Genomic DNA, 14,861 nt, shown 5'->3' on the forward strand with positions numbered 1-14,861 from the left:
GTCCGTTCCCCTAGAAGAACCGACAAGAAAAAACCTATGAAAAAGGCCCGTTTGTGAACGAACAGACCACTCCACCGTCGCCATCCAATATCGAACCGATTGATATCGTCGACGAGATGAAAACCAGCTATATGGACTATGCCATGTCGGTCATCGTCAGCCGTGCGCTGCCCGATGTCCGCGACGGTCTGAAGCCGGTCCATCGCCGGATATTATATGCAGCGCAGGAAGGCGGCATGGTCGCCGGACGGCCCTATCGGAAATGCGCGAAAATCGTCGGTGACGTGATGGGCAATTATCATCCCCATGGCGACAGCGCGATCTATATGGCGCTTGCCCGGATGACCCAGGACTGGTCGATGCGCGTGCCGCTGATCGACGGTCAGGGCAATTTCGGATCGATGGATCCGGATATGCCGGCGTCGATGCGTTATACCGAAGCGCGACTGAACAAGGTTTCCAATTTCCTGCTCAACGATCTCGACAAGGACACTGTCGATTTCATTCCCAATTATGATGGCAGCCTGCAGGAGCCAAGCGTGCTCCCGGCCCGCTTCCCCAATCTGCTGGTCAATGGCGCCGGCGGTATCGCGGTCGGCATGGCGACCAATATCCCGCCGCACAATCTGGGTGAGGTGATCAACGCCAGCCTCGCCTATATCGAAAATCCCGGCATCACGATTGACGAGTTGATCGAAATTGTGCCCGGTCCCGATTTCCCGACCGCGCCGTTGATCCTCGGCCAGTCCGGCGCCCGCGCGGCCTACAAGGATGGCCGCGGATCGATCATGATGCGCGCCCGCCACGAGATCGAGGAAGGACGCGGCGACAAGCGCTCGATTGTCCTGACATCGATCCCCTTTCAGGTCGGCAAGTCCGGTCTGGTCGAAAAAATCGCCGAAGCCGCGAAAGACAAGCGCATCGAGGGCGTCTCCGACATCCGCGACGAATCCAGCCGCGCCGGTGTCCGCGTGGTCATCGAGCTGAAACGCGACGCGACCCCGGATGTGGTGCTCAACCAGATATGGCGCTTCACCCCTGCCCAGTCGAGCTTCCCGGCCAATATGCTTGCGATTCGCGGCGGCCGCCCCGAAGTGTTGACGCTGCGCGACATTATCGAATCCTTCGTCAAATTCCGCGAGGAAGTGATCACCCGCCGCACCAAGTTTGAACTGAACAAGGCGCGCGAGCGGGCGCATATCTTGCTCGGTCTGGTGGTTGCAGTCACCAATATGGACGAAGTCGTGCGGATCATCCGCGGTTCCTCCACCCCGGCCGAAGCACGCGAATCCCTGCTCCGCCGCGAATGGCCGATCGCCGAGATTGCCGCCTATATCCGGCTGGTCGAAGCGACCGAAACCGATGTCGAGGGCGACAGCTACAAATTGTCGCCGGTCCAGGTGAAAGCCATATTGGATCTGCGTTTGCAGAAACTGACGGCGCTCGGCCGCGAGGAAATCGGCGACGAGTTGAAAGAACTGGCCGCCGCTATCGAGGAATATCTCGCTATACTGGCCGACCGCGCGAAACTCTATGCGGTGATGCGCGAAGAACTGGAAGAAGTGCGCGACCAGTTCGCCACGCCGCGCCTCTCCGAGATAACCGCAGCCTGGGACGGTCTGGAAGACGAAGATCTGATGGAACGGTCCGAAATGGTCGTGACCGTCACCCATGGCGGCTATATCAAGCGGACACCGCTCGATACATTCCGTGCGCAGCGTCGCGGCGGCAAAGGCCGCGCCGGCATGGCGACCAAGGACGAGGATGCGGTCACCGAATTGTTCGTGACCTCGACCCATACGCCGGTGCTGTTCTTCTCGACCCACGGCAAAGTCTATCGCCTGAAAGTCTGGAAATTGCCGGAAGGCGGACCGCAGACCAAGGGCCGGCCGATGATCAACCTGCTGCCGCTGGCAGACGGGGAAACCATTTCGACTGTCTTGCCATTGCCGGAAGACGAAGCCGAATGGGCCGATCTGCACGTCATGTTCGCGACCGCCAAGGGCAGCGTCCGGCGCAACAGCATGGACAGCTTCACCAACGTGCCATCCAACGGCAAATTCGCGATGAAATTTGACGAGGGCAGCGAAGACCGCCTGATCGGCGTGAAGCTGCTGACCGATGATGACGATGTTTTGCTCGCGACCAAGAACGGCAAGGCGATTCGGTTCGCAGGTGATGCGGTCCGCTCCTTCCAGAGCCGGACATCGACCGGCGTCCGCGGTATCGCGCTGAAGGGCGACGACGAGGTTATCTCGCTGTCCGTCCTGCGCGGTTTCGAAGCCTCGACCGAGGAGCGCGACCAGTATCTCAAGGCGGCTCCGTGGAAGGACAATGAAAACGCACCCGAACTGTCCGCCGAGCGCATGGCCGAATTCAGCGAGACCGAGGATTTCATCCTTACCGTCTGCGCCAATGGCTATGGCAAGCGGTCCAGCGCCTATGAATATCGCCAGTCCGGTCGCGGTGGCCAGGGCATTCTCAACATCGACAATATCGAGCGTAATGGCACGGTTGTCGCCAGCTTCCGGGCGTCGGATGACGAACAGGTCATGCTGGTGACCGACCAGGCCAAGCTGATCCGCATGAAGGTCGCAGACATGCGCGTGATTGGCCGGAACAGCTCGGGCGTCAAATTGTTCGACGTCGCCAAGGGCGAACATGTCGTCGGCGCGGCCAAGATTGACGAGGAAGAAGAACCGGAAAACGAAGCGGAAGACGCAGTGGTCGAGGAAATGGTCGATCAGGGCGTTTCCGACGGTGACGTTGCGGCTGAGCCAGAAGCTCCGGAAGAAGACAGCGCCGAATGATCTAATGCCGTTCGTCCTGAGCTTGTCGAAGGACGCCTCTCACTAGAAAGAGGTGCTTCGACAGGCTCCGCACGAACGGAAAATGTAGAAGGGAAAGCCGATGAAGGTTACACCGTCCGGGCAGGCCTGCGGGGCCGAGGTAACTGGCATCGACCTGACCTTGCCGCTTTCTTCGGAACAGATTGAGCACATACGCATCGCCTGGCTGAAACATCATGTTTTGTCCTTTCCGGACCAAGCCATGGATGATGATGATCTGGAGCGATTCACGCGCTATTTCGGTGCCTTCGGCCACGACCCGTTTTTCGACCCTATCGAAGGCCGCCAGCACATCGCCGCAATCCGCCGCGATGCCGACGAGACATCGCCTTTGTTCGCCGAAAACTGGCACAGCGATTGGAGCTTTCAGGAGCATCCGCCTGCGGGAACCTGTCTGCTCGGCATCACCATTCCCCCCGTCGGCGGCGACACATTATTCGCAAACCAGCACGCTGCGCTGGATGCAATGCTGCCCGACATGCGCGCTCGCTATGAAGACCTGACCGCGATTCACAGCGCCGGACTCGCCTACGCCCCCGATGGTGCCTATGGCGAGAAGGACGAGGGCCGCAGCATGGCAATCCGTCCCGATGAGTCCGCGCGCGAAACCCAGACACACCCGCTGGTTCGCGACCATCCTGAAACCGGCCGCCCCGGACTGTTCAGCTGTCTGGGCTATATTATCGGCTTCGAAGGCGTGGCGCAGGAAGAAGCCCTGCCCCTGCTCCAGCGATTATATGCCTGGCAGAGCCGCGAGGAATTTATTTATCGCCACAAGTGGCAAGCCGGGATGCTGGTCATGTGGGACAATCGGTCGGTCCTGCACTGCGCGACCGGTGGCTATGACGGGCACGACCGGCTTTTGCACCGGACCACGATTGCCGCTTATCAGGCGTGAACCGGATCGGCGCTGTCGGCGGCCATTTCGTGGCGCAGGGTTCGGACGATGCCGGTCGCGATCATGAACTGGCCAAAATAATATAGGGGCCAGACCAGCAGGGTCGGAATGAAGCTGTTTTCCAATGCCCCCATCCGCGCGAAGATCAGCAGATCGGAAACCAGGAACATGATCGCGCCCGCGCCGACCTGATAGCGCGAAAAGCGACTTGTCCAGGCCATGGATGCCATCACCGCCACCGACAGGCAATAGAGTCCGACAACCAGGGCATCGGCCCTGTTGGATGGCAATGCCCAGGCGATGAAGACCGAGAGTGGTACCAGAAGAATCGCGAAGATTTTCTGGCTCAGCCCCAATTTGTGGCGACGATAGCGCGAATAGAAACCGATGGCGATCAGATGGCCAATCATGAACGCGCCCGCGCCGATCCGCATGTCATATTCCAGCGTCATGTCGCCAATCGCGCCAAATGCCATGATTGCCCCGACGATCTTGCCATCCAGCCGGTGCAACCGGACCAGAGCGTATATCGCCAGAAAGCTGACGCCGAGCCCCTTCCAGAGGACAATCAGCGGTTCCGGCAGTTCCGGGCTGTTGAGCACGCAGGCGAAATAATAGCTGATGCCGAACAGCAGGCTGAGCAGCAGGAACGGTCGGTTTTCGGCAAATGCACTTTTCATCGGATTCTGGTCTCCCCCTCGTCGCAGCCGTCTCTAACATGCAACAAGCCGGACTGCCAGATTGACATTGCGGCGCTGGCGCAACACTAAGGCGCGCATGACACAAGTACATATTATCGGCGGCGGACTCGCCGGGTCGGAAGCAGCATGGCAACTCGCGGAACAGGGCGTAAAAGTCCGCCTTTCCGAGATGCGGGGTGGCGGCGACATGACCCCGGCCCATCAGACCGAGGGTCTGGCCGAACTGGTTTGCTCGAACAGCTTCCGCTCCGATGACGCGGAGAAAAACGCCGTCGGCCTGCTGCATCAGGAAATGCGCGACCTCAATTCGATCATCATCGGCGAAGGCGACAAGCACCGCCTGCCCGCCGGATCGGCGCTGGCTGTCGACCGCGATCATTTTTCGGAAGGCGTAACCAAGCGGCTGAGCGAACATCCCAATATCGAGGTGGTGCGCGAGCGAATCGACCAGCTGCCCGAAAGCGGACTGACCATCGTCGCTACGGGACCGCTTACCGCCATGACCTTGGCCGAGAGCATCGGCGCGGCAACGGGAGAGGACTCCCTCGCCTTTTTCGATGCCATTGCCCCGATCGTCTATAAGGACAGCATCAACATGGACATCGCTTGGATGCAGTCGCGCTGGGACAAGGTCGGACCGGAAGGCGACGGCAAGGATTATATCAACTGCCCGATGACCCGCGAGCAATATGAAGCCTTCATCCAGGGCCTGCTCGACGGCGAGAAAACCGACTTCAAGGAATGGGAAAAGAATACGCCCTATTTCGAAGGCTGTATGCCGATCGAAGTCATGGCCTCGCGCGGTCCGGAAACATTGCGCTTTGGCCCGATGAAGCCGGTCGGACTGACCAACGCCCATACCGGCGAGAGCGCCTATGCCGTGGTCCAGTTGCGGCAGGACAATGCGCTCGGCACGCTGTGGAACATAGTCGGCTTCCAGACCAAGCTCAAATATGGCGCGCAGGCGGAATTGCTCAAGACGATTCCCGGCCTCGAAAATGCCGAATTCGCGCGGATGGGCGGACTGCACCGCAACACGTTCATCAACGCGCCAAAACTGCTCGACCAGGAATTGCGCCTCAAAAAAGCGCCGCATATCCGCTTTGCCGGACAGATCACCGGCTGCGAAGGCTATGTCGAAAGTTCGGCGGTCGGGCTGATGGTTGGCCGGATGGTCGCAGCAGAAATCCGCGGCGAGCCCTTCACCCTGCCCCCGCAGACCACCGCGTTCGGCGCATTGCTGTCCCATATCACCGGCGGTGCCGATGCGCGCGACTATCAGCCGATGAACGTCAACTTCGGTCTTTTCCCGCCCTTCGAGCAGCGGATCAAGAAGAAGGAACGCAAGGAAGCCTATACGACCAGAGCCCGGACCGATTTCGCCCAATGGCTGCAACCCCTGTCGTCAGAGGGCGTGCAACTCGCCTAGCATTTGCACCGCGACACTGATCGTTTCGGCCTTGTCGTCCGGAATTCCGTGCGGGTCAGCCGGCCGTTTCCATCGCTGTCCGCGCCGGCAAAGCGCTCGCTGGTGGAAATCGCCCATTCCTCGAAGGTCAGCAGATTGTTGCCGTCCGTATCCAGCTTGCGGAACGCGTCGGTCCGGCTGCTCATCATTTCCAGACGGGTGATCGCCTCGTCGCGATTGCGGTCATAGCGGTTGAACCGCATTTCCTCCCGCGTCGCCTTATAGGCTTCCGGCGGCGTCGGCCCGACCGTCTCGGCGTCCGGGTCGGCAACCGGCAGGATTTCGGGATCAGGCTGTTCCGGCGGTGGCGGTGCCTCGGGTATCGGAATATCCTGGCCCTCCGCCCCGATCCACAGAAACAGGCCTGCGGTCAGCAGCAGCAACATCCCGGCGGCACCGGCGAGAAATTTTGTCATGGGCCCAATCCGCTGTGGAGCGGCGACCGGTCCAGGGTCTAGCGGCCAGCAATCCCGTGCCAGATGATACGCGCGGCGCTGGCCGGACTATAAAGATCGGCAGCCAGTTGCCCCTTTCTAACATCGTGGATCATCAGTTTGCAGAGGATTGAGAGCGGTCGTCCGCTTCTGTCAAAATCCGGTGCGCCCTGGGATTTCACGATGGTGCTGCAGCGATCGAACGCCGATTGCCGCATCCCGGCATCCGAACAATGACGGGCAAAATCCCACAGGGCCCAGGCCCGCGCCAGTTCAGCCTGCCGGGGGTTCAGTAATTGCTCATCCGCGAGTCCGAACGCGAAGAAGCCACGACCGCGCGCGGCAGAATAATTGTCAAACTCGCGGTCGCCCCAGGGGAAGTCGTCCAGCATCGCTTCCCAGCCATCGAGCAACGTCAGAAGCGGCGCAAGATTCTCTCCCTGTTCCTCAAGCATATTGAGCTCAGCGACCAGCGGTTCGCCCGCCGGTCTCTCCGCCGCCGGCTTGGTTAAAATATCACGCCACCAGGTTAACCGCATCTGTCCAATCAATATTTCCGAAGTCGACCGGATTATATCGGCGAAACGGGCATCGAGCGCGAACAGCAAAGCGTATCGGGGCCGTTGCCCCTGCTTTGCATAAGCGTGAATCAACCTGTGGATAGGTTCCAGTTGTAAAACCGTGTCAGACATGGACGTGGCGTCAACGGTTTTCTGCGAAAAATCAAGGTAAACATGGTCTTAACCATGCCTATTGCGCCGTCACTAACCCTTTTCTCGCTATCAGGCACACCGCACTGAAATGGGATGGCGCTGCTGTTCGCATATAAATCAAGGGCATGGCATGGTTAACAGGAACAAGATGAAAACAGCGAAGTCTTTTTTGCAAGAGCTGCGTTCAAATACTGCCGGCAACACGCTTGCCATGGCCGGCATGGCGATATTCCCGCTTGCCGCCATGATCGGCGGTGGTGTCGATGTCAGCCGTATCTATCTGGTGCAGACGCGTCTGCAGCAGGCATGCGATGCCGGCGCGCTGGCGGGCCGGCGCCAGATGGGCAGCGGCAACTGGACCGCAACCAGCAACACATCCGCCCAGAATATGTTCAAGGCCAATTTCGAGACCGATGCCTTCGGATCCTATGACGGGACATCCTCCTTTTCCGAAAATGCCGGAACGGTAACCGGCATTGCCTCGGTGAAAGTCGACATGGCGGTGATGCAGATGTTCGGCTTCGGTACCAAGGATGTGTCCGTCGAATGCGATGCTTCGATGAGCATTCCCAATACCGACGTCATGTTCGTTCTGGATACGACCGGCTCGATGAACTGTCCGGACACCGGCTCTTCCTATTGCAGCAACAACGGCAACAGAGAAGCTTCAAACGCCAGAATTCGCGGACTGCGTTCGGCAGTGAAATGTTTCTACGAAACCCTGGCAAAAAGAAATAGCGACGAGGATTGCGGATCGACACCGGCTGCGGGCAGCGAGAACACGGCCCATCTTCGCTTCGGCTTCGTTCCCTACAGCACCAATGTGAATGTCGGAAAGCTTCTGCCCAATGATTATATTGCCGACCGCTGGACCTACCAGTCGCGCGAGGCGGTAACCCGGCTGGAAAATGTCGTCGTCGATTATACGCCGGGAACACCATATCTCTATGGCAGCACATTCTATTACGATGGCGGCTGGAGCGGCAGATCAACGATCGACACCCATTATGATGTCCGCAACAGAAACGCCTGCAATGACCTTCAGCCCGAAGATTATGACGATATGTCGGATTCGGAAGGGTCCAGATATAATGAATATACCTGGACGTCGGGCGGTCAGCAGATCACCCGTTGGTATACCGACGTAAGAGGCAGCAGATATGATTATAGCACCAGCTACAGCAGCCGGAACGATCGGTGCCAAATCAGACTGCGGACGCGGGACATTGTCGAGCAACGTGAATATCGGCAGGTCAATACGCCAGTATATGAACAGCAGCAGGTGTTTTCGCATTATGATTACAAGCCAGTCACCTTCAACGTCAGCGGCCTGAAGGCCGGGGGATCGACGTGGAACGGTTCGGTCGATCTACCCGTCGGCAACGAGGGTCTGGATACCGGCGTATCCTGGGACGGCTGTATTGAAGAACGGCAAACCGTCAGGACCACCAGTTTCAGCCCGATACCGGTTGCAGCCTATGATCTCGACATCGACCGCATGCCGACCACTGGCGATCCCGCCACCCAATGGGGCCCGCTTCTTGAGACTGCGGTCTGGGGCAGATATGACAATTATGGCAACCGGACCAGCGGAACGGTCTCCACATCCAACAATCTGAGCCGCAACTTTAGTTATACTTGTGCGAACGAAGCCCGCAAATTGCAGCGCTGGGATACACCATCCGATTTCGATGCCTATCTGGATGATCTCGATGCTATCGGCAGCACCTATCATGATATCGGGCTGATCTGGGGCGCGCGCCTGCTGTCGCCGACCGGAATTTTCTCTTCGGAAAATGCCGCATCGGATACCGGCGGAGCGATCGACCGTCACCTGATCTTCATGACCGACGGCGACACCGTGACCAGCAGCACGCAATATACGTCCTACGGGGTGGAATGGTATGATCGCCGCAGAACTTCGGCGAACAGCGCGCCATCGACCAGTGATCTGACGACCCAGGTCAACAGCCGTTTCCTGGCGATGTGCAACGCGATCAAGAACAAGAATATCACCTTGTGGGTGGTCTCCTTCGGCAATGGCGTGAGCGCTGGTTCGATAACCAACCTGCGCAATTGCGCCACTTCCGGGAAATTCTACAACGCCAGCAACAGCGCCGAGCTGCTGACCAATTTCCGCTCCATCGCGAACGACATCTCGCAACTGAGACTGACCAACTGATGCGGAATTTCCTGACCAAATACCGCGCCCTCAAAAGGGATGATGCCGGTGCAGCGCTGGTTGAATTCGCGCTGGTCGCGCCGGTCCTCATCCTGTTGATCATGGGCATGCTGGATCTCGGGCACCGGATTTACGCGACGGCGATCCTGCAGGGTTCGGTGCAGAAAGCGGCCCGCGATGCCAGTCTTGACGACGGCTCGGCAAATGCCAGCTCGATCGATGATCGGGTCAAGGAACTGATGCTGCCCGTCGTGCAGCCGGAACCGGTTTCGGACTTTGAATTTACGCGGAAGAATTACAGCGACTTTTCCGACGTCGCGCAGCCGGAAGATTTTACCGACAATAATGGTGACGGTGAGTGCAATAATGGCGAGCCTTATGACGACGTCAATGGCAATGACAGCTGGGACGCCGACCGCGGCGCCACCGGACAGGGCAATGCCAAGGATGCCGTTCTCTACACCGTCAAGGTGACTTACCCGCGGCTGTTTCCCATGGCCGAGCTGATCGGGCTGTCACAGGACGAAGTCATTCAGGCCAGCACCGTTGTCCGGAACCAGCCATTCGGTGAACAGTCTGACCGGGGAGGGATAAAGAATTGCAGTTGAACAGGAAACTCCGCCGGTGGAAGCCCTTGCTGTCCGTCAAACGCACTTTGTCCGCTCTCGCGGTCAATACCAGCGGCCTTGCGCTCATCGAACTGGCCTATTCGCTGCCGATATTAATGGGTATCGGCATGTATGGCGCAGAGATTGCCAATGTCGCGATGGTGCGGATGCGGGTGAACCAGATTTCCATGCACGCCGCCGACAACGCCTCGCGTATCGGCGAAGGCTCGCTGTTGTCCGAAAAGAAGATTTACGAAAGCGACATCAACGACCTGTTTGTCGGCGCGGATCGCCAGGCGGGTAAATATATCGATATATTCGAACATGGCCGGGTCATCATCAGCAGTCTCGAAAAGCACAGCGATGGCGGCCAATATATCAAATGGCAGCGCTGCAAGGGCAAGAAAGTCCACCAGTCCAGCTATGGCACTGCAGGAGCCAATTCGGCCTCCCGCCCGGTCAACGGCATGGGACCCACCGGTGCCAAGGTAACCGCACCCGACGGACAGGCCGTGATTTTCGTCGAAATTTCCTACGACTATCAGCCGCTGATATCGAGCACCTTCACCAGCACCCGCACGATCACGACGCGCGGAGCCTTCAATGTGCGCGATCGCCGGGACCTGACGCAGATATACAACCAGACGGGCAGCGATCCGGTTGCCAACTGCAATGTCTATGACGGCGTCAACTAGACCCGGTTAGAACAGCGCGACTCTATTTGTAGCAAACCTTCTTCACCGCCGCGATGATCCGCGCGCTGTCGATCAGCGCCGCTTTCTCCAGATTGGCGGCATAAGGCAAAGGCACGTCCTCGTTCGTCACCCGCATCACCGGCGCGTCGAGATCATCGAAGCCCTGCTCCATGCACAGCGCGACAATTTCGCTCGCGATTGAACAGGTCGGCCAGCCTTCCTCGGCGACCACCATGCGATTCGTCTTGGCCAGGCTCTTCAGCACGGTTTCGGTATCCAGCGGCCGCAGCGTGCGCAGGTCGATGACCTCTGCCTCTATCCCCTCGCCCGCCAGATTGTCCGCCGCTTCCAGCGCCAGACCGACGCCGATCGAATAGCTGACGATAGTCACATCGCTGCCTTCGCGCATGATCCGCGCCTTGCCGATCGGCAGCGTATAATCCTCGATCTCCGGCACTTCGAACGAGCGCCCATAGAGCAGCTCATTCTCCAGAAACACAACCGGATCGGGAGTCTGGATCGCTGCCTTGAGCAAGCCCTTGGCGTCGGCTGCATCATAAGGCGCGATAACGATCAGGCCGGGAACGGACGCGTACCAGGGACCGTAATTCTGGCTGTGCTGCGCGCCGACCCGCGATGCCGCGCCATTGGGGCCACGGAAAACGATCGGGCAGCGCATCTGGCCGCCGGACATATAATTGGTCTTCGCCGCCGAGTTGATGATCTGGTCGATCGCCTGCATCGCGAAGTTGAAGGTCATAAACTCGACAATCGGCTTCAACCCGCCCATCGCCGCACCGGCACCAATGCCGGCAAAACCATGTTCGGTGATCGGCGTATCGATCACCCGCTTCGCACCAAATTCGTCGAGCAGCCCCTGGGTCACCTTGTAGGCGCCCTGATATTCGGCGACTTCCTCACCCATCACAAAGACCGTGTCATCCTTGCGCATTTCTTCCGCCATCGCATCGCGCAGGGCTTCCCGCACGGTGATCGAGGCCATTGCCGTGCCCGCCGGAACCGACGGGTCATCAGCCCGCGAGACCGGAGCCGACGGCGCGACCTCCATGATCTCGGGCTTGGCTTCTTCCGCGGGTTCGGGCTTGGACTCTTCCCGGGCTGTGGCTGTTGGAGCCGGTTCGGCCTCAGAGCCGGCCTCTTCGTCTTCACCGGTCATTTCGGCGATCACGGTGCCGACCGCGACCTCGTCGGTTCCGGCCGCGACCAGGATTTTCGAGATCACGCCTTCGTCGACGGCTTCGAATTCCATTGTCGCCTTGTCGGTTTCAATCTCCGCCAAAATATCGCCGGAGCTGACTTCATCGCCTTCCTTGACGAACCATTTGGCCAATGTGCCTTCTTCCATGGTCGGCGAAAGGGCGGGCATTTTCAATTGGATAGCCATCAATATTGCTCCACCAGCACGTCAGTATAGAGTTCGGACAATTCCGGTTCAGGGGATTCTTCAGCGAAGTCCGCCGCCTCCATCACGGTTTTCCGGACCTTTTTGTCCATAGCTTTCAGATCTTCTTCCGCCACGCCCTGTTTCAGCAGCGCCGCCTTCAGCCGCTCGATCGGATCGGATTTCTCGCGCACGTCCTGCACCTCGTCGCGGCTGCGATATTTGGCCGGATCGGACATCGAATGGCCGCGATAGCGATAGGTTTTGAGTTCCATCAGAACCGGGCCGCCGCCGCTGCGCACATCCTTCAGCACTTCTTCGACCGCACCGCGGACCGCCAGCACATCCATGCCGTCAACCTGCACGCCGGGAATGCGGAAGCTTTCACCGCGCCGGTAGAGCTGGTCTTCGGCGGACGAGCGGTTGACGCTGGTGCCCATGGCATATTGGTTATTCTCGATCACGAAGATCACCGGCAGCTGCCAGAGTTCGGCCATGTTGAAACTTTCGTAGACCTGCCCCTGGTTGGAAGCGCCGTCGCCGAAATAGGCCAGGCAGACGCCGCCGTCTTCCTTATATTTATGGGCGAAGGCGAGACCAGTGCCGAGCGACACCTGCGCGCCGACGATACCGTGGCCGCCGTAGAAACCATGTTCGACCGAGAACATGTGCATCGAGCCGCCCTTGCCTTTCGATATGCCCGAAGCGCGGCCGGTCAGCTCGGCCATCACGATATTCGGGTCGATACCGCAGGCCAGCATATGGCCGTGATCGCGATAGCCGGTAATGACGCTGTCCTTGCCCGGATTGATCGCCGACTGCAGTCCGGTGACAACCGCTTCCTGGCCGATGTAGAGATGGCAGAAACCGCCGATCAGACCGAGGCCATAGAGCTGGCCCGCCTTTTCCTCGAAGCGGCGTATGAGCAGCATCTGCTCGTAGAAATCCAGCATTTCCGCCTTGCTGGCCTTGTAGATCGGTGCCTTCAGGCCACCGGTCGAATGGACGACCGGCTTGGGCTTTGCGGGTGCGCGCTTTGGCGCTGTGGTTTTTTTGGCTGGGGTGGTTTTCCGGGGAGCTTTTGCCACGCGAGCGGGATCCTTTTTTTGACTAGCAAATAGCATAGCCAAAACTTTTGCGTTACCCAAGCACTTAGGTTCAGCGCGCGATTAAATAAGCGAATTCCAGCGGCTGGCCGCTATTTCAACGGAACGATGATCTCGTCCGGATGGATGACATTCACCTTCTTGCGCAACAGTTCGCCGATCAGGTCCGGATCGGCGCCACGCGGATCGAGCAGTTCGACCCTGTTCCTCAGCGCGTCCCGCTCGGCTTCCAGCTTGGCCAGTTCGACGCCGCGCTGTTCCAGTTTTGCCTGATATTCGCCCCAGGCCAGAACGCCGGTTGGCCCGAGCACGGCATAGCCGGCAATGGCAAGCAGAGTCATCAGGGCGAAGCCTGGCCCGAGAGCCGCCTTGATCAGACCTGAAATTTTTTCGTGCTGCGCCATGGATCACCTTGAATCAGAAAAGTGATTCGCTGGCAAGTGCGTTAATATCCATTTTGGGCGATCAGCGCCCAAGCGCCCCGCATTAACGAGGAACCGGCGATCAGTTGAAGATCGAGCGTCCCGCATAATGTGCGACACTGCCCAATTCTTCCTCGATCCGGATCAGCTGGTTATATTTCGCCAGCCGGTCCGATCGCGCCAGACTACCGGTTTTGATCTGTCCGCAATTGGTCGCGACGGCGAGATCGGCAATGGTCGAATCTTCGGTTTCGCCGGAACGGTGCGACATCACTGCGGTATAGGATGCATTATGCGCCATCCGCACCGCCGCGAGCGTTTCCGAAAGTGTTCCGATCTGGTTGACCTTCACCAGCAGCGAATTGGCCAGACCGTCGTTGATACCCATCGACAGACGCTCGGGATTGGTGACAAACAGATCATCACCGACCAGCTGCACACTATCGCCAACCGCATCGGTGATCAGCTTCCAGCCTTCGAAATCATCTTCCGACATGCCGTCCTCGATCGACTTGATCGGATAGTCCTTGCACAGGGCCGCCAGATAGTCCGACATTTCTGCAGGGCTGAGCACCTTGCCCTCGCCCGAGATATGATATTTGCCGTCGCGGAAAAACTCGGTTGCGGCGCAATCGAGCGCCAGCACCACTTCGTCACCGATCTTGAAGCCTGCCTTTTCGACCGACGCCATGATGAAGTCGAGCGCTTCGCGGGTGGAGCCGAGATTGGGTGCAAAACCGCCCTCGTCGCCTACCGCAGTCGCCAGTCCTTTTTCGGACAGGCCTTTTTTCAACGTATGGAAAATTTCCGACCCCCAGCGCACGGCTTCCGACAGGCTGTCGGCACCGACCGGCATGACCATGAATTCCTGGAAATCGATCGGGTTGTCGGCATGCTCGCCGCCGTTGATGATGTTCATCATCGGCACCGGCAGAACATGCGCCGAGACGCCACCGACATAACGGTAGAGCGGCAAGCCGCGCGCATCAGCCGCAGCTTTCGCCGCCGCTAGGCTGACGCCCAAAATCGCGTTGGCGCCAAGCCGCGCCTTGTTAGGCGTACCGTCGAGCGCGATCATCGCCGCGTCCAGTTCTTCCTGGTCCTCGGCATCCAGATCGGTCAGCGCTTCCTTGATCTCGCCATTGACCGCTTCGATCGCCTTGAGGACGCCCTTGCCGAGATATTTGCTCTTGTCGCCATCGCGCAGTTCGACCGCTTCATAGGCGCCGGTGGAGGCGCCGGACGGAACCGCTGCCCGGCCAAAGCTGCCGTCTTCCAGCAAGATATCGACTTCAACCGTCGGGTTGCCCCGGCTATCCAGGATCTGGCGGGCATGAAGATCGATAATTGCGGTCATGATGGGGCTCCGTTTGAAGGACAAAT

13 protein-coding genes are annotated in these 14,861 nt (G+C 58.9%); 6 read left to right on the forward strand and 7 right to left on the reverse strand.

All coding sequences use genetic code 11. The annotated features are described in order from the left end of the window. The first annotated feature begins 53 nt into the window (after positions 1–53). On the forward strand, positions 54–2,810 hold the full coding sequence (gene gyrA / locus CHN51_RS16375) for a DNA gyrase subunit A (protein WP_100094967.1): 2,757 nt from the start codon (positions 54–56) through the stop codon (positions 2,808–2,810). 100 nt (positions 2,811–2,910) lie between these two features. Next, the gene (locus CHN51_RS16380) at positions 2,911–3,747 is read left to right on the forward strand and encodes a TauD/TfdA family dioxygenase (protein ID WP_100094968.1); all 837 of its coding nucleotides are present in this window, start codon (positions 2,911–2,913) and stop codon (positions 3,745–3,747) included. Here the strand turns inward: CHN51_RS16380 and CHN51_RS16385 are convergent. After that, the gene (locus CHN51_RS16385) at positions 3,738–4,427 is read right to left on the reverse strand and encodes a lysoplasmalogenase (RefSeq protein WP_100094969.1); all 690 of its coding nucleotides are present in this window, start codon (positions 4,425–4,427) and stop codon (positions 3,738–3,740) included. The two genes, CHN51_RS16380 and CHN51_RS16385, sit on opposite strands and share 10 nt — an antisense overlap. 97 nt (positions 4,428–4,524) lie before the next feature. Between CHN51_RS16385 and trmFO the strand changes: the two genes are divergently transcribed. Next, positions 4,525–5,877, forward strand: a complete 1,353-nt coding sequence (trmFO, locus tag CHN51_RS16390) for a methylenetetrahydrofolate--tRNA-(uracil(54)-C(5))-methyltransferase (FADH(2)-oxidizing) TrmFO (RefSeq protein WP_100094970.1) — start codon at positions 4,525–4,527, stop codon at positions 5,875–5,877. On the opposite strand, the gene CHN51_RS16395 is transcribed toward trmFO, so the two are convergent. After that, complete coding sequence (locus tag CHN51_RS16395) at positions 5,874–6,332, reverse strand: hypothetical protein (protein WP_100094971.1); 459 nt, start codon at positions 6,330–6,332, stop codon at positions 5,874–5,876. The two genes, trmFO and CHN51_RS16395, sit on opposite strands and share 4 nt — an antisense overlap. Before the next feature lie 38 nt (positions 6,333–6,370). Then, positions 6,371–7,042, reverse strand: coding sequence for a hypothetical protein (locus tag CHN51_RS16400; RefSeq protein ID WP_123906341.1), 672 nt, complete (start codon positions 7,040–7,042; stop codon positions 6,371–6,373). Between the two features lie 169 nt (positions 7,043–7,211). Here CHN51_RS16400 and CHN51_RS16405 point away from each other — a divergent pair, with 169 nt between their 5' ends. The 3 genes from CHN51_RS16405 to CHN51_RS16415 are packed head-to-tail and all read left to right on the forward strand — an operon-like array spanning position 7,212 to position 10,548. Further along, positions 7,212–9,245: a TadE/TadG family type IV pilus assembly protein gene (locus tag CHN51_RS16405; protein WP_164089254.1), complete on the forward strand. Its 2,034-nt coding sequence runs from the start codon at positions 7,212–7,214 to the stop codon at positions 9,243–9,245. After that, positions 9,245–9,853 carry a TadE family protein gene (locus tag CHN51_RS16410; protein WP_100094974.1) on the forward strand — a complete coding sequence of 203 codons (609 nt, stop codon included), beginning with the start codon at positions 9,245–9,247 and terminating at the stop codon, positions 9,851–9,853. Before CHN51_RS16405 ends, CHN51_RS16410 begins: the two co-directional genes overlap by 1 nt. After that, positions 9,850–10,548: a pilus assembly protein gene (locus CHN51_RS16415; RefSeq protein ID WP_123906342.1), complete on the forward strand. Its 699-nt coding sequence runs from the start codon at positions 9,850–9,852 to the stop codon at positions 10,546–10,548. Before CHN51_RS16410 ends, CHN51_RS16415 begins: the two co-directional genes overlap by 4 nt. 22 nt (positions 10,549–10,570) lie before the next feature. Here CHN51_RS16415 and CHN51_RS16420 read toward each other — a convergent pair whose 3' ends face one another. From CHN51_RS16420 to eno, 4 genes are all read right to left on the reverse strand, one after another. Next, positions 10,571–11,953, reverse strand: coding sequence for a pyruvate dehydrogenase complex E1 component subunit beta (locus CHN51_RS16420; protein WP_100094976.1), 1,383 nt, complete (start codon positions 11,951–11,953; stop codon positions 10,571–10,573). Next, positions 11,953–13,038 (reverse strand): pyruvate dehydrogenase (acetyl-transferring) E1 component subunit alpha, encoded by a 1,086-nt coding sequence (pdhA, locus tag CHN51_RS16425; RefSeq protein ID WP_240616780.1) that lies wholly within the window; start codon positions 13,036–13,038, stop codon positions 11,953–11,955. The genes CHN51_RS16420 and pdhA overlap by 1 nt, the downstream gene beginning before the upstream one ends. A gap of 110 nt (positions 13,039–13,148) precedes the next feature. Further along, positions 13,149–13,460: a septum formation initiator family protein gene (locus tag CHN51_RS16430; protein ID WP_100094977.1), complete on the reverse strand. Its 312-nt coding sequence runs from the start codon at positions 13,458–13,460 to the stop codon at positions 13,149–13,151. A 100-nt stretch (positions 13,461–13,560) separates the two neighbouring features. Continuing rightward, positions 13,561–14,835, reverse strand: coding sequence for a phosphopyruvate hydratase (gene eno, locus CHN51_RS16435; protein ID WP_100094978.1), 1,275 nt, complete (start codon positions 14,833–14,835; stop codon positions 13,561–13,563). Between the last annotated feature and the right edge of the window lie 26 nt (positions 14,836–14,861).

The sequence above is a fragment of the Sphingorhabdus sp. YGSMI21 genome (genome assembly GCF_002776575.1).
GTDB lineage: Bacteria > Pseudomonadota > Alphaproteobacteria > Sphingomonadales > Sphingomonadaceae > Parasphingorhabdus.